Origin of the sequence: Bacteroides propionicigenes (assembly GCF_018390535.1) — a bacterium.
Classification (GTDB): domain Bacteria; phylum Bacteroidota; class Bacteroidia; order Bacteroidales; family Bacteroidaceae; genus Bacteroides; species Bacteroides propionicigenes.
This window is the reverse complement of sequence record NZ_JAHBBW010000017.1, coordinates 65,601-83,234: the sequence shown is the minus strand read 5'-3', so window position 1 is coordinate 83,234 and position 17,634 is coordinate 65,601. Positions and strand designations below refer to the sequence as shown.

18 protein-coding genes are annotated in these 17,634 nt (G+C 44.9%); 16 read left to right on the top strand and 2 right to left on the bottom strand.

Going from position 1 to position 17,634, the window contains the following annotated elements; genetic code table 11:
- The first annotated feature begins 180 nt into the window (after positions 1-180).
- The 5 genes from KG118_RS16285 (at position 181) to KG118_RS16265 (ending at position 2,628) form a co-directional block, all read left to right on the top strand.
- Positions 181-372, top strand: coding sequence for a hypothetical protein (locus tag KG118_RS16285; RefSeq protein WP_213388571.1), 192 nt, complete (start codon positions 181-183; stop codon positions 370-372).
- Positions 373-715: 343 nt separating this feature from the next.
- Complete coding sequence (locus KG118_RS16280; RefSeq protein ID WP_117713067.1) at positions 716-1,210, top strand: HU family DNA-binding protein; 495 nt, start codon at positions 716-718, stop codon at positions 1,208-1,210.
- A gap of 121 nt (positions 1,211-1,331) precedes the next feature.
- On the top strand, positions 1,332-1,814 hold the full coding sequence (locus KG118_RS16275) for a ferritin (RefSeq protein ID WP_117713066.1): 483 nt from the start codon (positions 1,332-1,334) through the stop codon (positions 1,812-1,814).
- Positions 1,815-1,971: 157 nt separating this feature from the next.
- Positions 1,972-2,211 carry a DUF4160 domain-containing protein gene (locus KG118_RS16270; protein WP_117713065.1) on the top strand — a complete coding sequence of 80 codons (240 nt, stop codon included), beginning with the start codon at positions 1,972-1,974 and terminating at the stop codon, positions 2,209-2,211.
- A gap of 6 nt (positions 2,212-2,217) precedes the next feature.
- A complete protein-coding gene (locus KG118_RS16265; RefSeq protein ID WP_117713064.1) occupies positions 2,218-2,628 on the top strand; it encodes a DUF2442 domain-containing protein in 411 nt (136 codons plus the stop codon).
- Between the two features lie 43 nt (positions 2,629-2,671).
- On the opposite strand, the gene kbl is transcribed toward KG118_RS16265, so the two are convergent.
- Entirely contained in the window at positions 2,672-3,859 is a 1,188-nt protein-coding gene (gene kbl, locus KG118_RS16260) for a glycine C-acetyltransferase (RefSeq protein WP_117713063.1), read from the bottom strand.
- A gap of 156 nt (positions 3,860-4,015) precedes the next feature.
- Between kbl and KG118_RS16255 the strand changes: the two genes are divergently transcribed.
- The 5 genes from KG118_RS16255 to KG118_RS16235 all read left to right on the top strand — a co-directional run bounded on the left by KG118_RS16255 (position 4,016) and on the right by KG118_RS16235 (position 9,348).
- On the top strand, positions 4,016-4,972 hold the full coding sequence (locus tag KG118_RS16255; protein WP_117713062.1) for an NAD-dependent epimerase/dehydratase family protein: 957 nt from the start codon (positions 4,016-4,018) through the stop codon (positions 4,970-4,972).
- Between the two features lie 20 nt (positions 4,973-4,992).
- Entirely contained in the window at positions 4,993-5,841 is an 849-nt protein-coding gene (locus tag KG118_RS16250) for a DUF4348 domain-containing protein (protein WP_117713061.1), read from the top strand.
- A gap of 5 nt (positions 5,842-5,846) precedes the next feature.
- Positions 5,847-6,830, top strand: coding sequence for a UDP-N-acetylmuramate dehydrogenase (murB, locus tag KG118_RS16245; RefSeq protein WP_117713060.1), 984 nt, complete (start codon positions 5,847-5,849; stop codon positions 6,828-6,830).
- Between the two features lie 25 nt (positions 6,831-6,855).
- A complete protein-coding gene (locus KG118_RS16240) occupies positions 6,856-7,620 on the top strand; it encodes an MBL fold metallo-hydrolase (protein ID WP_117713059.1) in 765 nt (254 codons plus the stop codon).
- A 72-nt stretch (positions 7,621-7,692) separates the two neighbouring features.
- Positions 7,693-9,348, top strand: coding sequence for a DUF3352 domain-containing protein (locus KG118_RS16235; protein ID WP_117713058.1), 1,656 nt, complete (start codon positions 7,693-7,695; stop codon positions 9,346-9,348).
- A gap of 53 nt (positions 9,349-9,401) precedes the next feature.
- On the opposite strand, the gene KG118_RS16230 is transcribed toward KG118_RS16235, so the two are convergent.
- Positions 9,402-9,770: a DUF3127 domain-containing protein gene (locus tag KG118_RS16230; RefSeq protein ID WP_117713057.1), complete on the bottom strand. Its 369-nt coding sequence runs from the start codon at positions 9,768-9,770 to the stop codon at positions 9,402-9,404.
- A gap of 164 nt (positions 9,771-9,934) precedes the next feature.
- Between KG118_RS16230 and dnaN the strand changes: the two genes are divergently transcribed.
- From dnaN to KG118_RS16200, 6 genes are all read left to right on the top strand, one after another.
- Positions 9,935-11,059 carry a DNA polymerase III subunit beta gene (gene dnaN, locus KG118_RS16225; protein WP_117713074.1) on the top strand — a complete coding sequence of 375 codons (1,125 nt, stop codon included), beginning with the start codon at positions 9,935-9,937 and terminating at the stop codon, positions 11,057-11,059.
- A gap of 156 nt (positions 11,060-11,215) precedes the next feature.
- Positions 11,216-11,986 carry a 3'-5' exonuclease gene (locus KG118_RS16220; RefSeq protein WP_117713056.1) on the top strand — a complete coding sequence of 257 codons (771 nt, stop codon included), beginning with the start codon at positions 11,216-11,218 and terminating at the stop codon, positions 11,984-11,986.
- A gap of 37 nt (positions 11,987-12,023) precedes the next feature.
- A complete protein-coding gene (gene coaBC, locus KG118_RS16215) occupies positions 12,024-13,244 on the top strand; it encodes a bifunctional phosphopantothenoylcysteine decarboxylase/phosphopantothenate--cysteine ligase CoaBC (RefSeq protein WP_117713055.1) in 1,221 nt (406 codons plus the stop codon).
- Positions 13,245-13,287: 43 nt separating this feature from the next.
- Entirely contained in the window at positions 13,288-14,949 is a 1,662-nt protein-coding gene (gene recN, locus KG118_RS16210; RefSeq protein WP_117713054.1) for a DNA repair protein RecN, read from the top strand.
- A gap of 30 nt (positions 14,950-14,979) precedes the next feature.
- Positions 14,980-15,720, top strand: a complete 741-nt coding sequence (gene rlmB / locus KG118_RS16205) for a 23S rRNA (guanosine(2251)-2'-O)-methyltransferase RlmB (RefSeq protein WP_117713053.1) — start codon at positions 14,980-14,982, stop codon at positions 15,718-15,720.
- 2 nt (positions 15,721-15,722) lie between these two features.
- On the top strand, positions 15,723-17,426 hold the full coding sequence (locus KG118_RS16200; RefSeq protein WP_117713052.1) for a tetratricopeptide repeat protein: 1,704 nt from the start codon (positions 15,723-15,725) through the stop codon (positions 17,424-17,426).
- Positions 17,427-17,634 lie beyond the last annotated feature (208 nt).

The following is a 17,634-nucleotide window of genomic DNA, read 5'->3' as shown; positions in this document are numbered from 1 at the left end:
CCGGCACGCATCCGAAATAAGTGGGGCGGACCCTCCCCACGGGGGGAGAGGGCTATTTTCGTATTCGGAAGCGTACCTTTACCTTTGCCCCCGTCAATGAAGACAAACTAAAAACAAACGCAAGGACATCCCCCAAGAGGTTTCCGCCGCCCCCTTCCGGAGGATTTGTCGGTGCAGTGGATGCCTGCCTCCGCCATCCTCACTCACCTCACCATTTACGGCAAGGTGCAGGTGAACCGGCAGGCGCAACAGGAATTGGTGCAGGCACTCGAGAAGTATGAGTTCGAGACGCGCACCAACAATCAGGGCAGTACGGAGTATGGGGTGGTGAAGTGCCGGTCGGACGAGGTGGAACGGAACTTCAGGCAATAGGTGCACATCAAAAAAAGTTTTGCCTGTGGTGCAAAGTCCGTTTGATGTATATCAAATGGGATTTGCAAGACAGGCAATTGTAGTTTATGCAGATTCAGAATAAGTAAAAAGCGTATTATAATCGGTTGAAATTCAATGGAACCAAACTACTGACATTCATATCCCACCGCGCCCGTGTACGACAAAACAGGATTTTCCGATTCCGTATCTTTGTACTACGGAAAAAGGGAGAGGAGCTGCTTCAAAACTCTGATAGAAAAATCATCCTGTCATTCAGAGGAGCTTGCGACGAAGAATCTCCTCCCTTCTCCCCTTATTTCTTAATTTCTAATTCTCAATTAACATGGCAGTACCATTTAAGAAAGTGGGTTATCGGAAAGACCCCAAAAACAAAGATTCCGAGATAGTTTTTCATCCGCGCCTTGTGACCATGGGCCAGACCATGACGCTGGACAGCATTGCGTACGAGATGAAAGAGAAGAGTTCCCTTTCCTACGGCGACATCAAGAGCGTGCTGACGAACTTCGTGGAAGCGATGCGTACGGCGCTGTACAACGGGCACTCGGTGAATATTCAGGATTTCGGCGTGTTCAGCCTTTCCGCCCGCTCTGCGGGTGTGGCGGATGTGAAGGATTGCACGTCCAAGAATATCCGGACGGTGAAGATAAACTTCCGCGCATCGAGTAGCGTAAAGCCGAACCTTACTTCCACACGTGCCGGGGAGAAGATTGAATTCCTCGATGTGCAGGCGGCGATAGACGGTGAAAACTCCGGTGGCGGCGGCAATGGCGGCGGCGTGATTCCCGACGAGGGGGATAAGGACAATCCGCTCGGATAGTAAACATGATATCATGAGATTGTATTTTGTCTTTTTTACTAAATAATGTTATTGAGATGAACAATATCCATGCAGTCTTGTTATATTTGTAATCATTTCAATTTACTTAATAAATACAATTATGATAACAGAAAAATTACAGAATGCAATTAACGAGCAGATTACGGCTGAGATGTGGTCATCTAACCTTTATTTAGCAATGTCTTTCTATATGGAGAAAGAGGGTTATTGCGGAATGGCTTCTTGGTTGAAGAAGCAATCTTTCGAGGAACACGGACATGCTTGTGAATTGGCATCGTACATCATCAAACGCGGCGGTAAGGCTAAATTAGATAAAATTGATGTTGTTCCCAACGATTTCGGTACTCCGCTGGAAGTATTCGAACAGGTTTACGAACACGAATGCCGCGTATCGAAGATGATTGATGCTCTGGTGGACGTAGCCGCAGCCGAAAAAGACAAGGCTTCTCAAGACTTCTTGTGGGGATTCGTTCGCGAACAGGTAGAAGAAGAAGCTACCGCTTCCGGCATCGTAGACATGATAAAGAAAGCCGGTGCTTCCGGAATCTTCTTTATTGATGCGAAACTGGGTGAAAGAAAATAATAGAAAAAAGTGATAATGATAGGGTGGTAGGGTGATAGGCTTTACCACCCTATTGCTTTTTTATCACCCTACCACTTTTTTTATATTATTTCATGTTTCTTCTTGTGGGTAATTAAATAATTACCTATCTTTGTAATAAGAAGAAAAAGAAATAGTTATGCCTACAATATTTATCTTGTTTGGTTTTCGTTTTATGTTTTATGCTAACGACCACGAACCTATTCATGTTCATGTAATAAAGGGGAATGTTAGTGCGAAATTTATATTATTCCCTGTCATGTTAGTAAAAAACAATGGCTTGAAATCTTCTGAGTTGAAGCTTGTAGAATCTATAATTGAAGAAAATCAAGAGGTAATAGCAGAGCATTGGAATAAATTCTTTAACAAAGCAAAATGAACGGTTATGAAAGACGTAGTAGAAAAAGTATGGTTGACCGATACAGCTGTATGGATACGTACAATTGACGGTAAGGAAGCCTGTGAAGAATTTGCAAATTATCAAAGATTAAAGTTTGCCACTCCTGAACAGCGTGCGAATTTTGAAGTGGGTGAATATGGTATTCATTGGAAAGAATTGGATGAAGATTTAAGTTTTGAAGGTTTTTTTCAAGAAAAGAAATCGAATCCTTTATATGATTTGTTTATTGCCCATCCCGAACTGAACGCCTCTGCAGTAGCCCGCCGTTTGGGCTTGTCACAAAGTTTGTTTGCCCAATATGTGAGTGGGGCAAAGAAACCGTCGAAACAACGTTTTGATGAAATAATAGAAGTTATACGTGAAATAGGGCGTGAGCTAATAGCTGTACCCGCATGAAAGAAGTGGTAGGGTGATAGGCTTTACCACCCTATCACCTTTTTTATTTCAGTACTCCCAATTCCTTTCCTACTTTTATAAACGCTGCGATACATTTATCCAAATGCTCCTTGTCGTGTCCGGCGGAGATTTGCACACGGATGCGTGCCTGACCCTTCGGCACAACAGGATAATAGAATCCGGTTACATAGATACCTTCTTCCTGCATACGGGCAGCATAAATTTGAGACAGCTTGGCATCGTATAGCATTACTGCGCAAATGGCACTTTGAGTAGGCTTGATGTCAAAGCCGGCAGCGGTCATCTTGTCGCGGAAGTAGTTTACATTTTCTACTAACTTGTCGTGCAGGGCATTACTTTCTTTCAGTATTTTGAACACTTCAAGACTTGCACCGATGATGCCCGGAGCGAGAGAGTTGGAGAACAGGTACGGGCGGCTGCGCTGGCGCAATAAGTCGATAATCTCCTTGCGGCCTGTGGTGAAACCACCCAAAGCGCCCCCAAAGGCTTTGCCCAACGTGCCGGTGTAAATATCCACACGCCCGTAGGTATTGTACTGTTCGCTCACGCCATGACCCGTAGCGCCTACCACGCCGGCAGAGTGAGATTCGTCTACCATAACCAACGCGTCGTACTTCTCGGCAAGGTCGCATATCTTATCCATAGGAGCCACGTTGCCGTCCATAGAGAATACACCGTCCGTTACGACGATGCGGAAGCGTTGCGCTTGGGCTTCTTGCAGGCATTTCTCAAGTTCGGTCATGTCGGCGTTGGCATAACGGTAGCGCTTTGCCTTGCAGAGACGCACACCGTCGATAATGGAAGCGTGGTTCAAGGAGTCGGAGATAATGGCATCCTCTTCGGTGAAGAGAGGCTCGAACACACCGCCGTTGGCGTCAAAACAGGCAGCGTAAAGAATCGTGTCTTCCGTCTTGAAGTAATCGGAAATGGCGGCTTCCAATTCTTTGTGAATATCCTGTGTTCCGCAGATAAAACGGACGGACGACATTCCGTAACCGCGTCGTTCCATTATTTTCTGAGCTGCGGCTATCAGGCGGGGATGATTGGACAATCCCAGATAATTGTTGGCGCAGAAGTTCAGCACCTCCTTGCCTTTCACGGTGATGGCAGCTTGTTGCGCACTCTCAATCAGGCGTTCCTCTTTGTAGAGTCCGGCTTCTTTAATTTCAGCAAGAGTTTTGCTGAGATGGTCTTTCATTTTACCATACATAGCTTTTTATTTTAATAAGTGAGACATCGTAATCTGAAGCTCTACAAAGGACATCATTTTTCTTGGAATAAACAATATCTTTTTGATAGAAAAATGAAAAAAAAGTACGTATATTTGCGCATCGGTAATGTGAAGAATACCTTATAAATAAGTTGTATGAAGAATATTTTGGTAATTGGAGCCACAGGACAGATTGGCTCGGAGTTGACATTGGAGTTGCGCAAGCGTTATGGTGACGACCATGTTGTGGCCGGATACATTCCGAGCGCTATGCCGCAAGGTGAGTTAAAAGCCTCTGGTCCATCGGCGATTGCTGATGTGACAGACCGCCAGTCTATTGAAGTAGTGGCACGACAATTCAAGATTGATACAATTTATAATTTGGCTGCCTTGTTGTCGGTAGTCGCCGAAAGCCGTCCGGCAATGGCGTGGAAAATCGGTATAGACGGGTTGTGGAATGTACTGGAAGTAGCCCGTGAGTACGGTTGTGCCGTATTTACGCCGAGTTCTATCGGTTCGTTCGGAGAAAACACTCCTCATGTAAAGACGCCGCAAGACACCATTCAACGCCCGCGCACCATGTACGGCGTAACAAAAGTGACGACAGAATTGTTAAGTGATTATTATTATACGAAATATGGGGTGGATACCCGTGCGGTACGCTTCCCCGGCATTATCTCCAATGTGACGCCTCCGGGTGGCGGTACGACGGACTATGCGGTAGATATCTTCTATTCGGCTGTGAAAGGCGAAAAGTTCGTCTGTCCCGTAAAGGCGGGTACATTTATGGACATGATGTATATGCCCGATGCCATCAATGCGGCTATCTCGCTGATGGAAGCCGCTCCGGCGCGTTTGAAACACAGGAATGCGTTCAACATCGCTTCCATGAGTTTCGACCCGGAAATGATTTACGCTGCTATCAAGAAGCATGTGCCCGATTTTGAGATGGTTTACGAGGTAGACCCTTTGAAACAGGCCATTGCCGACAGTTGGCCGGACTCTTTGGATGACTCCTGCGCCCGTGAAGAATGGGACTGGATGCCGCAATTCGATTTGGAGTCCATGACCGTGGATATGCTTGAAAAGCTAAGAGCAAAATTAAATAAATGACCGTAGAGGGTCAGTAAAGAATGAAACAATTACTAACGGGATTCTGCATACTCATTTTTCTGTTCTCATGCGGGAACAGAAAGACGAAGATGGATCCCTTTACTACCATTACCGAAATGGTGGATTCGGCAAACCATAAGGCCGATACGCTGCTGCAGGCTGAGGTGGAGGAAGAACCTAAACCGTTGGAAGCGGACGAACTGTTTGATGATTTTATCTTCAACTATGCTTCGGACGAGGCTTTGCAACGGGAGAGGACGGTGTTTCCTTTGCCTTATTACAACCGGGACACCCCTTCAAAAATTGAGGAGCGTTTCTGGAAGCACGACTACCTGTTTACCAAGCAAAATTATTACACATTGCTTTTCGATCGTGAGAGTGACATGGATATGGTGGGTGACACAGCGTTGAAGTCCGTACAGGTGGAGTGGATTTACCTGAAAACGCGCATGGTGAAGAAGTATTACTTTGAGCGTAAGGAGGGTATGTGGATGTTGGAAGCCATTAATCTGCGCCATATAGAGGAAGGTGAGGGCGAGAATTTTGTGGATTTCTACACCCGTTTTGTGACGGACAGCTTGTATCAAAGCAAGCACATCGCCGACCCGCTGCAGTTTGTCACGATTGACCCCGACGATGAGTTTGCCATATTGGAAACGACCCTTGATGTGAACCAATGGTACGCTTTCCGCCCGCCGCTGCCTATGGACAAGTTGTCCAATATTAACTACGGACAAAAGAATGAGGATAATTCTAATACGAAGATACTGAAAGTGAACGGTATCGGCAACGGATATTCCAACGTATTCTACTTCCGGAGACGGGGAGGAGAGTGGGAGATGTATAAATATGAGGATACGAGCATTTGAAATTTATGAGAATACCCAATACATTCGGATTTGATGTGAAAGCTGCCTTGTATGCAGAATATGACTCGGTAGAGGAACTGGAGAAAATGATAGCCGAAGGGCGTATCACTTCTCCTTTTCTACATATGGGATGCGGCAGTAATTTATTGTTTGTGAAAGACTATGACGGCGTTGTGCTGCACTCGCGCATCGGTGGAATGGAGGTGACTGCAGAAGATGACGAACAGGTGTGCGTGCGTGTAGGTGCGGGCGTGATATGGGATGATTTTGTGGCTTATTGCGTGGAACGGGGTTGGTATGGTGCGGAGAATCTGTCGCTAATCCCCGGTGAAACGGGTGCAAGCGCTGTACAGAACATCGGCGCTTATGGCGTAGAGGTAAAAGACCTCATTTTGTCAGTGGAGACGATAAATATTCGCGGTGAGAAGCGCATTTACCAAAAGGATGAATGTGAATATGCCTACCGGAAAAGCCTTTTTAAAAAGCCTGAAATGAAGTCGGTCTTTGTGACTTACGTAAACTTCATACTGGGCAAGAAAGAACGCTATACATTAGACTATGGCACGATTCGTCAGGAGCTTGCCAAGCATCCGGCGGTGAATTTAGCTACCCTGCGTCAGGTGATTATAGATATCCGTAACAGTAAATTGCCCGATCCGAAAGTGCTGGGCAATGCCGGAAGTTTCTTCATGAACCCCATTGTGCCGCGTGCGCTTTTTGAAAGGCTGCTGCATCAGTATCCTTCTATGCCTCACTATGAGGTGGATGCCGACCGGGTGAAGATTCCTGCCGGATGGATGATAGACCAATGCGGCTGGAAAGGCAAGGCCTTGGGACCTGCAGCCGTACATGATAAACAGGCTTTGGTGCTTGTGAATCTGGGTGGCGCGACCGGAAAAGATGTGGTTGCTCTGTCGGATGCTGTCAGGGCTTCGGTTAAGGAGAAATTCGGTGTGGAAATTTGGCCGGAAGTAAACTTTATTGAGTGATTAACGATTAGTGAGCTGCGCTGTTATGAAACTGACTATATTAGGAAGCGGAACATCTACCGGGGTGCCGGAAATAGGTTGTACGTGCCCAGTTTGTACTTCTGCCGATTCGCGGGATAACCGCCTGCGGGCATCGGCCCTGTTGCATACGGACGATGCGACGATACTGATAGATTGCGGTCCCGATTTCAGGACACAGATGTTGCGGGCTTCTATTTACGAACGGATTGACGGTGTGCTGATTACCCATGAACACTACGACCATGTGGGTGGACTGGATGATTTGCGCCCTTTCTGCCGCTTCTCGGAAATACCCATCTATTCAGATGCCTATACTGCAACCCATTTGAGGGTGAGGATGCCATATTGTTTTGTGGACAAGGTGTATCCGGGTGTACCGCGCATCTACTTGCAGGAAGTGGAAGCCGGCAAGCCTTTTTCTATCCGGAAAACAGAGATATTGCCGGTTGCCGTGATGCATGGACGGCTGCCTATCTTGGGATATCGCATTGGCGGACGTTTGGGATATATAACGGATATGCACACGATGCCGGATGTTTCGTATGAACAATTGCGGGGACTGGATGTTCTGGTAATAAACGCTTTGCGACCACAGCCGCATCCTACGCACCAGAGCATATCGGAAGCGTTGGCGGCTGCGGAACGTATTGGCGCAAAAGAAACTTATTTTATCCATATGAGTCATCATGCAGGACTGCATGCCGAAATAGACAGTCAATTGCCGCCCCATATGCATTTTGCTTATGATGGTATGGAAATATATTTCTAAACTTTTTAAAACATTTGTTTTGTTTTATTAGTAGAAATACCTATTTTTGCCAACAGTTGATGAATTTATGCCATGAAGCTCCGACTCCTCATAAGAATAGCCGTTATTGTGTCCATAGTTTTGCTATGTACGGGCTTTGGCGTATATTCGTTTCTGCGTATGAATGCAGTGGAAAACCAACAGGATTTTAATCTTTTCACATTAGTGCCGCAGGATGCTACAGCCGTACTTGAAACAGACCGTATGGCGGATTTGATGGAAGACATCAACGGGCTGCATTGCAGCAAGGACGACCATTTCTTGTATGTATCTGAACTTTTCGTCTACCTGAAGAAATATCTTAATACGTTGGTGGGTGACACGCCGCATGGATTGAGCAAGCAGATGAACAAGATGCTTATCAGCTTCCATGAACCGGATACTCCTCTGAATCAAGTGCTATATTGCAGCCTGGGGACAGGAGACTACGAATTGGTAGAGTCTTTTGTGCGTAAGTATTGTTCCAGCACTTTCCCTTCTAAATATTTTGACTATAACGGAGAGGAGATACGTATTTATCCCATGGAGGACGGACGTTTTCTTGCGGCTTATTTCACATCGGATTTCTTGGCTGTCAGTTTCCAGAAGCGTTTGATAGAACAGGTGATTGACGCTCGCCGTGCTGACCGTTCGCTAATGGATGTGCCCTCTTTTCGTACCATGTATGCCGGCAAACGCAATAATGTGACGGCAACGGTGTATGTACGCATGAAGGAAGTGGATATGGGTAAGGATACGGACGGCATCCGTTCGCAAACGCGCTTGGGAAGCTGGGCGGAATTTGATATGAAGTTCAACGAGGAAGCCATTTATTGTTCCGGTATCAGTCATGGGGCGGATAGCACCCATACCTTTATCAATGCATTACGCAAACAAAAGCCGATAAAGGGATTTTTGGGAGAACGACTTCCCTCATCGACTTTCTTCTATGACCAATGGGCTATTTCGGATTTGGAATCGATGTTCGGCTTTACTTCACGGCAGGAATATGCCAAGGCGACTTATTCCAATTATATCAAGAAGCGGGATGAAGAGTGGATGATGTTTATGAAAGAATATGCGGGAGAGAGTATCATGTCCTGCTTGTTTCAGTCCAAAGATACTGCTGACAAGTACCCTTGTGCCGTAATGAGCATCCTTGTAAAGGATGAAGCGCGGGCGGAACGTTATTTGCAGCATATGCTCTACGCTACCCCCAAAGAAAAGGATGCTCCGATGGTGCCGCAGACATCTCCCAATTATAAGCAATACCCGCGTGCACGAAAGTATCGTCAGTATATGTTACCTCGAAATACTATGTTGACGCAACTGACGGGTATTACAGAGTCTGCACTGCATACCTACGCTTGTTTCTATAAAGGAGCGTTGTTGCTGGCTCCCGATGCGCAAAGTCTTTCCGCTTATATAGATGCTGTTGAGAATAAGGAAGTGTTGGATGGTACTTCGGTATATGAGGAGGGGGTGGGCAGCCTTTCTTCCTATTATAATTTTGCCATGATGGTGGATATGGAGGAGATGATGTATCAACCGGAAACCTATGTACGGCTGATACCGAATTTCTTTTTCCGCCAATCCAAGTTTTTCCGCCATTTCGTAATTGGCATACAATTTACTTGTACGGATGGAGTGGTGTACCCGAATCTTGTCTTACTGTATAAAGGGCAGGAGTTGGAGGAAATTGAGAATTAAAAATTGAAAAACTTCTTTTCTTATTTCTCAATTTTTAATTCTCAATTCTCACTTTAGAAGGGTAAATCGTCTTTAGCGTCTCCGGACAAAAATTCCGGTGCTGCGGACGGAGCCGGCGGCGGAACCGGTGCGCCCGGTGCAGGTGCGGCTGTGCTGACGCGTTCTACTTTCCATGCACGAATACTGTTGAACCAGCGGTCTTGCCACTGACGTGCGTCAACGTCGAAAGAAACTGTCAATTCTTCGCCCATCTGGATGTTGAATTGTTCTATTTTATCCGCTCCGAATACGTCAAAACACATCTTACGGGGATATTGTCCGTGATCCTCGATTACGTATTCCTGTGCCTTCCACTCGTTACCTGTCTTGGAAACTCCGCCTCTGGGCTGGAGTATAGCGATAATTTTTCCTGTAAATTCCATTGTTGTCTTTTTAAATGATGCGGCGAAGTTACAATTTTTTAGGGATATGCGACGAATAAACAGCTGTTTTTTCTTACTATTTCTTTGTCGTAGGGAATTCTTTTTTTAACTTTGTCCGTTAGTTAACAAGTTGGTTGAAATTAAAACTTAAATATACAGAATATATGAAATTTATCGTTTCGAGTACTGCGCTCTCCAGCCATTTGCAGGCTATCAGCCGCGTGATTAATTCGAAGAATGCGCTGCCTATTTTGGATTGTTTCCTCTTTGAACTACAAGATGGAACTCTGTCTGTAACTGTTTCTGATAGCGAAACAACTATGGTTACTACAGTCGAAGTGAATGAAAGTGATACGGACGGACGTTTTGCGGTGACTGCCAAGACTTTGTTGGACGCTTTGAAGGAAATTCCCGAACAACCCCTGACATTTGACATCAATACAGACTCTTTGGAAATTACGGTACAATATCAAAACGGTAAATATAGCCTGATGGGTCAGAATGCGGATGAATTTCCCCAGTCCGCTATGTTAGGCGATAATGCTGTTCGCGTGGAAATGGATGCGCAGGTGTTGTTGGGCGGTATAAATCGTGCAGTGTTTGCAACCGCTGATGATGAACTCCGACCCGTAATGAACGGTATCTATTTTGATATTACTACCGAAGATATAACAATGGTAGCTTCCGATGGTCATAAACTGGTACGTTGCAAGACGCTGGCTGCCAAAGGCAATGAACGTGCGGCTTTCATTCTTCCCAAGAAACCCGCAAACCTGATGAAGAACTTGCTGCCGAAAGAACAGGGCATGGTAACGATAGAATTTGATGAACGCAACGCTGTTGTCACCTTAGAAAACTATCGTATGGTGTGCCGTCTGATTGAGGGACGTTATCCGAACTATAACTCTGTCATTCCGCAAAACAATCCGTACAAGGTAACAGTAGACCGCCAACAGCTTATCGGTGCATTGCGTCGTGTGTCTATTTTCTCATCACAGGCAAGCAGCCTTATCAAGTTGCGTATGCAGGAGAACCAGATCGTGATTTCCGCACAGGACATCGATTTTTCCACTTCTGCAGAAGAAACACAGATATGCCAATATGCCGGCAACCCGATGAGCATCGGCTTTAAGTCTACTTTCCTGATTGATATTCTGAATAATATATCAGCGGATGAAGTGGTTATCGAATTGGCTGACCCTTCACGTGCCGGTGTTATTGTTCCGGTAGAGCAGGAAGAGAATGAAGATCTGCTGATGCTGTTGATGCCGATGATGCTGAATGATTAATAAAACAGTAATCTGTTGTTCTTTTGATTTAGGCACGGATTATGCGGATTTCACGGTTCGGGTTTATAGAGAAACCGTGTCAGTCCGTGTAGTCCGTGCCTAAAAGATAAATTCGGGACAGATTATTTGTAGGATGAAAACTAAATACGAAACTTCATGAAATTAAATCTGAAAAATCCGATTGTCTTTTTTGATTTGGAGACTACGGGAACAAATATCAACTCCGACCGCATAGTGGAAATCTGTTATCTTAAAGTATATCCCAACGGAAATGAAGAAACCAAAACCATGCGTATCAATCCCGAAATGCACATTCCTGCAGAAGCTTCTGCCGTTCATGGCATTTATGATGAAGATGTAGCGGATTGCCCCACATTTAAAGAAGTGGCACGTAATATCGCTAATGATATTGAAGGTTGTGATCTCGCCGGTTTCAACTCTAACCGTTTCGATATTCCTGTTTTGGCAGAAGAATTTCTGCGTGCGGATGTGGATATTGATATGAGCCGTCGCAAATTTGTGGATGTGCAGGTTATTTTCCATAAAATGGAACAACGTACGTTGTCTGCCGCCTATAAGTTCTATTGTGATAAGAATCTGGAAGATGCTCATACAGCGGAAGCTGATACGCGCGCTACCTATGAGGTGTTGATGTCACAACTGGATCGCTATCCTGAGTTGCAGAATGATGTAGCTTTTTTGTCGGATTATTCCAGCTTCAACAAGAATGTGGATTTTGCAGGACGCATGGTTTACGATGATAAAGGTGTGGAAGTCTTTAACTTCGGCAAGTATAAAGGTATGTCGGTAGCGGATGTGCTGAAGCGTGATCCGGGCTATTACAGCTGGATACTGAACAGTGATTTTACACTGAACACCAAAGCTATGCTGACTAAAATCCGTCTGCGTGAAATTACCCAGAAGTAATATTCTGCTTGTATTTTGTAATTAGTAACTTGATTTCATGGCAAATCCACTGAAAGGAAAGAAAATAGTACTCGGCATTACAGGAAGTATTGCCGCCTATAAGGCCTGCTATATCATTCGCGGGCTTATAAAACGAGGAGCGGAAGTGCAAGTCGTTATAACTCCTGCAGGAAAAGAATTTATAACTCCCATTACTTTGTCAGCTCTTACCAGTAAGCCTGTCATTAGTGAGTTTTTTGCACAACGTGACGGTACTTGGAACAGTCACGTGGATTTAGGCTTGTGGGCGGATGCCATGCTGATAGCTCCGGCTACAGCTTCCACTATCGGCAAGATGGCGAATGGTGTTGCCGACAATATGCTGATAACCACTTATCTGTCTGCCAAAGCCCCTGTTTTTGTTGCTCCGGCAATGGACTTGGATATGTATGCCCATCCGTCCACCCAAAAGAATTTGGAGACGCTCCGTTCCTATGGCAATCATATTATAGAACCGGGAACAGGTGAACTGGCAAGTCATTTGGTGGGCAAGGGCAGAATGGAAGAACCGGATGTAATTATCCGTCATTTGGAAGAGTTCTTTGCTGCCAAAGACGGTGATTTGGCCGGAAAGAAAATAATGATAACTACCGGACCGACATATGAAAAAATTGACCCCGTACGTTTCATCGGCAATTATTCATCAGGTAAAATGGGTTATGCGCTCGCTGATGAATGTGCGGCAAGAGGAGCGGAGGTTATTCTGGTTTCAGGACCGGTTCAGCTTCAAACGCGTTATTCTATGCACCGGCATATTAATGTAGAATCTGCCGGACAGATGTTTGAGGCTGCTACTTCTTTGTTTTACAATGCGGATGCTGTTATTATGGCTGCGGCCGTTGCCGACTATACGCCGGAACAGGTTGCCGATAAAAAAATAAAACGGGAAAAGACCGGAGATATATCATTGAATCTGAAACCGACGCAGGATATTGCCGCTCACTTGGGAGAAATGAAAAAGAAATACCCCGGTAAAGTTCTGGTGGGATTCGCCCTCGAAACCAACGATGAGCAGCATAATGCGGAAGATAAACTAAACCGTAAGAATTTGGACTTTATAGTGCTTAATTCATTGAATGACAAAGGTGCCGGATTCCGTTACGATACTAATAAAATCAGCATCATAGATAGGAATGGTAAAAAGGATTATCCGTTGAAGTCTAAGGTGGAAGTGGCTGCGGATATTATTGACCATTTAGTGGAAGTGATGAGACAGTAGCCTTATTTCTCAATTATCAACTCTCAATTCTCTATTTAATAAAATGTTGCGTTCTCTATACATACAGAATTATGCGCTTATCGAGAAACTTGATATAGACCTCGGCAGCGGTTTTTCGGTGATTACAGGTGAGACCGGTGCCGGAAAATCCATTATATTAGGAGCTATCGGTCTGTTGTTGGGGCAGCGTGCCGATGTGAAGTCTATCAGGCAGGGTGCTGCAAAATGTGTGATTGAAGCCCGTTTTGAGATTGCCGGTTATGGTATGCAGCCTTTCTTTGAGGAAAATGAATTGGAATACGAAGATGAGTGTATTCTTCGCCGTGAAGTCTATGCTTCGGGTAAAAGTCGTGCGTTCATAAATGATACGCCCGCCTCATTGGTACAGATGAAAGAACTTGGCGAACAATTGATTGACGTGCACTCGCAACATCAGAATTTATTGTTGAATAAAGAGGGCTTCCAATTAAACGTACTGGATATACTGGCGCACGATGAAGAAGAGCTTGCTAAATACCAAACCCTTCACCGGGAATGGAAGCGGGTACAGCAGGAGTTGGAGAATCTAACAGCCCTTGCAGAGCAGAATAAAGCTGATGAGGATTATATCCGGTTTCAGTTGGAACAATTGGAAGATGCACACTTGACTACCGGAGAACAGGAAGAACTGGAACAGGAAGCCGATACGCTGAGCCATGCGGAAGAGATAAAAGCCGGGTTGTTCCGTGCCAATCAGGTGATGAACTCCGATGAAGGCGGACTGCTTTCCGCACTGAAAGAATGCCTGAATACAATGTTGGGATTACAGAAAGTATATTCTTCCGCAGGAGAACTTGCCGAACGTTTGGAAAGCAGCTACATCGAACTGAAAGATATTTCTCAGGAGATTTCAGGAAAGGAAGATGAAATTGAATTTAATCCCGCCCGGCTGGAAGAAGTGAATGATCGCTTGAATCTGATTTATACTCTCCAACAGAAGCATCGCGTCTCTACGGTGGATGAACTTTTGGCTTTGACAGATGACTATGCCGTTAAACTTTCCAATATCACTTCATCGGATGAACGGATTGAAGAACTGAAAGCTCATAGCGAAGTTTTATATAATAAGGTGAAGAAACAAGCTGCGGTGCTTACCAAGTTGCGTACCGCTGCGGCTCGTGAGGTTGAGAAACAGATGGCAGCCCGCCTGATACCGTTAGGAATGCCCAATGTTCGTTTTCTGGTGGAAATCGGTACACGTAAGGAACCGGGTATACATGGTGCGGATACGGTAAACTTCCTTTTCTCCGCCAATAAGAACGGAACTTTGCAGAATGTCTCTTCGGTAGCTTCGGGTGGTGAGATAGCTCGCGTTATGTTGTCCATCAAAGCAATGATAGCCGGAGCTGTAAAGTTACCCACTATCGTATTCGATGAAATAGATACCGGAGTTTCCGGTGAGATAGCCGACCGTATGGCAGACATAATGCAGGAAATGGGCGATAGTGACCGCCAAGTTATCAGTATTACCCACTTGCCGCAGATTGCAGCTCGCGGACGCGCTCATTATAAAGTGTATAAGCAGGATAATGAGACGGAAACCAATAGCCATATCCGCCGCTTGACGGATAATGAGAGGGTAGAGGAAATAGCCCATATGTTGAGTGGCGTTACCTTGACGGAAGCTGCACTCAATAATGCCAAAGCATTGCTTGGTACTGCTTAGAGATAAAAAAATAAAAAACAATAAAATACAATGGTAGATAAAAGTGAAATGATTTTCGGCGTTCGTGCCGTAATAGAAGCGATTCAGGCCGGTAAGGACATCGACAAGATACTGGTAAAGAAAGATATTCAGAGCGACTTGTCCAGAGAGTTGTTTGCTGCATTGAAGGGAACTTTGATTCCCGTACAACGTGTCCCGGTAGAACGTATCAACCGCTTTACCCGTAAAAATCATCAAGGCGTGATAGCGTTTGTCTCGGCTGTGACTTATCAGAAAACGGAAGATTTAGTACCTTTTCTTTTTGAGGAAGGCAAGAATCCTCTGTTTGTTATGCTGGACGGTATAACGGATGTACGCAACTTTGGAGCGATAGCCCGTACTTGTGAGTGTGCGGCGGTAGATGCTGTTATTATTCCTGCCAAGAACAGCGTTACGGTAAATGCCGATGCGGTAAAGACTTCGGCAGGTGCATTACATACTTTGCCCGTATGTCGTGAACAGAATTTGAAAGATACTTTGCAGTTCCTTAAAAATAGCGGTTTCCATATTGTGGCTGCTACGGAAAAAGGTGATTATGATTATACAAAAGCCGATTATACGGGCCCTATGTGTATAATCATGGGAGCTGAAGACAAGGGAGTTTCTTATGACAACCTCGCGTTATGCGACGAATGGGTAAAGATTCCGATGCTGGGTACGATTGAGTCTCTTAACGTATCTGTTGCAGCCGGTATCTTAATTTACGAAGCTGTAAAACAAAGAACCAACTAAATATGAAAAAGAAGATTTTCCTGCTTTGCACTCTGTGCCTTTTGGCTCAGTGGAGTGTAGCACAAGCCCCCAAATGGGTGGAGAAAGCTAAGCGTGCCGTATTCTCGGTGGTTACTTATGATGAGAATGATAAAATTTTGAATACCGGAAACGGTTTCTTCGTAACGGAAGATGGCGTTGCCTTGTCTGACTATTCTTTGTTCAAAGGAGCGCAACGGGCGGTAGTAATGAACTTGGAAGGTGTCCAAATGCCGGTTGTTTCCATTATGGGGGCAAATGATATGTACGATGTAATCAAGTTTCGTGTGGGTATATCAACCAAGAAAGTTCCCGCATTGAATCCGGCAACCGTAGCTCCGGCAGTGGGGGGTAATGTATATATATTGCCTTATTCCACTCAAAAAGACCGTTCTTATACTGCCGGACAGGTGAAGGCTGCAGATAAGTTTTCCGAGAAATATTATTATTACACACTTAACCTGCATCTGAAAGATAAAATGGTGAGTTGTCCGGTTATGACTGAAGAAGGACAAGTCTTTGCCCTTGCACAGAAATCATCCGGTGCAGATACAGCCACAATCTGCTATGCGGTGGACGCGAACTTTGTAATGGCTCAAAATGTATCAGCACTCTCTTTCAGCGATATGGCTTTAAAGAATATAGGTATCAAGAAGGCATTGCCCGATACGGAAGAGCAGGCTTTGGTATTCCTTTTCATGGCTTCGTCGCAGGTAACTCCGGAGAAGTATGGACAACTGTTGGATGATTTTATCGCCGAATACCCGAATAGTGCGGACGGTTATATGCGTCGTGCCGCTAACTGGTTGTATCAGTCTAAAGATGATGCTTCAATGGAGAAAGTGGTGGCTGATATGGATAAAGCTTTGAGTGTAACTCAGAAGAAAGATGACGTATATTATAATCGTGCCAAATTGATATATAACTATATGTTGGGCAATCCGGAGAAACCTTATAAGGATTGGTCTTACGATAAAGCGGTAGATGAAATCAGGAAGGCGATTGCTGTTCAGGAACTTCCGGTGTATATGCAGACGGAGGGAGATATTTTGTTTGCAAAACAGGATTACCCGGGAGCTTTGGTTTGCTACGAAAAGGTCAATCAGTCCAATCTGGCGTCAGCAGCAACTTTCTTTAGCGCAGCTAAGACAAAAGAATTGATGAAAGCGCCTGCGGAGGAAATATTGGCGCTTATGGACAGTTGTATGGCTCGTTTCAGTGAGCCGTACACGGAAGAAGCCGCTCCTTATCTGTTGGAACGTGCCCAAGCTCGTATGAATGCAAATCAGGCACGTGCAGCCATGCTCGACTATGACGCTTACTATAAGACTGTGAATGGAAAAGTGAATGATGTGTTCTATTACTATCGAGAACAGGCAGCTTTGAAAGCCAAGCAGTTCCAGCGTGCACTGGATGATTTGGACAAGGCTATCGAATTAAATCCCAAAGAACTTACTTATCGTGCGGAACTTGCTGTTGTCAATATTCGCGTGGGGCGCAATGAAGAGGCATTGAAAGTTTTGCAAGACGCTTTGAAGGTCGATTCTAAGTATGCCGAAGCCTATCGTCTTATGGGAATTGCGCAGTTGCAAATGAAAAAGAATCAGGAAGCATGCCAGAACTTTGCCAAAGCGAAGGAGTTAGGCGATCCGAATGTGGATGAACTGATTGAGAAACACTGTAAATAGATGCTTCGATAAGGAAAAAGCCCTGCTTTCGCAAGCAGAGCCTTTGAATGGGAAAACTTCCCCATGCTAAAATAAAAGTTAAGTCTAGGTATTAACAGGTTATGAGTGAAATTTTCTTTCGTGTATTCGTATAGTAAATGCACTGTTTTTTTAAATACTGCACGGGTCTCTTGACTTTTTTTGAGAATATTGCAAGATAAAATGTTAT

What these genes read in the sequence shown, in the direction of transcription:
- KG118_RS16275 (WP_117713066.1), top strand. Translation starts at nt 1,332, where the DNA reads ATGATAACAGAAAAATTACAGAATGCAATTAACGAGCAGATTACGGCT.
- KG118_RS16235 (WP_117713058.1), top strand. Translation starts at nt 7,693, where the DNA reads ATGAAGCTCCGACTCCTCATAAGAATAGCCGTTATTGTGTCCATAGTT.
- KG118_RS16240 (WP_117713059.1), top strand. Translation starts at nt 6,856, where the DNA reads ATGAAACTGACTATATTAGGAAGCGGAACATCTACCGGGGTGCCGGAA.
- rlmB (WP_117713053.1), top strand. Translation starts at nt 14,980, where the DNA reads ATGGTAGATAAAAGTGAAATGATTTTCGGCGTTCGTGCCGTAATAGAA.
- KG118_RS16280 (WP_117713067.1), top strand. Translation starts at nt 716, where the DNA reads ATGGCAGTACCATTTAAGAAAGTGGGTTATCGGAAAGACCCCAAAAAC.
- recN (WP_117713054.1), top strand. Translation starts at nt 13,288, where the DNA reads ATGTTGCGTTCTCTATACATACAGAATTATGCGCTTATCGAGAAACTT.
- murB (WP_117713060.1), top strand. Translation starts at nt 5,847, where the DNA reads ATGAGAATACCCAATACATTCGGATTTGATGTGAAAGCTGCCTTGTAT.
- KG118_RS16200 (WP_117713052.1), top strand. Translation starts at nt 15,723, where the DNA reads ATGAAAAAGAAGATTTTCCTGCTTTGCACTCTGTGCCTTTTGGCTCAG.
- dnaN (WP_117713074.1), top strand. Translation starts at nt 9,935, where the DNA reads ATGAAATTTATCGTTTCGAGTACTGCGCTCTCCAGCCATTTGCAGGCT.
- KG118_RS16265 (WP_117713064.1), top strand. Translation starts at nt 2,218, where the DNA reads ATGAAAGACGTAGTAGAAAAAGTATGGTTGACCGATACAGCTGTATGG.
- KG118_RS16270 (WP_117713065.1), top strand. Translation starts at nt 1,972, where the DNA reads ATGCCTACAATATTTATCTTGTTTGGTTTTCGTTTTATGTTTTATGCT.
- coaBC (WP_117713055.1), top strand. Translation starts at nt 12,024, where the DNA reads ATGGCAAATCCACTGAAAGGAAAGAAAATAGTACTCGGCATTACAGGA.
- kbl (WP_117713063.1), bottom strand. Translation starts at nt 3,859, where the DNA reads ATGTATGGTAAAATGAAAGACCATCTCAGCAAAACTCTTGCTGAAATT.
- KG118_RS16230 (WP_117713057.1), bottom strand. Translation starts at nt 9,770, where the DNA reads ATGGAATTTACAGGAAAAATTATCGCTATACTCCAGCCCAGAGGCGGA.
- KG118_RS16250 (WP_117713061.1), top strand. Translation starts at nt 4,993, where the DNA reads ATGAAACAATTACTAACGGGATTCTGCATACTCATTTTTCTGTTCTCA.
- KG118_RS16220 (WP_117713056.1), top strand. Translation starts at nt 11,216, where the DNA reads ATGAAATTAAATCTGAAAAATCCGATTGTCTTTTTTGATTTGGAGACT.
- KG118_RS16285 (WP_213388571.1), top strand. Translation starts at nt 181, where the DNA reads ATGCCTGCCTCCGCCATCCTCACTCACCTCACCATTTACGGCAAGGTG.
- KG118_RS16255 (WP_117713062.1), top strand. Translation starts at nt 4,016, where the DNA reads ATGAAGAATATTTTGGTAATTGGAGCCACAGGACAGATTGGCTCGGAG.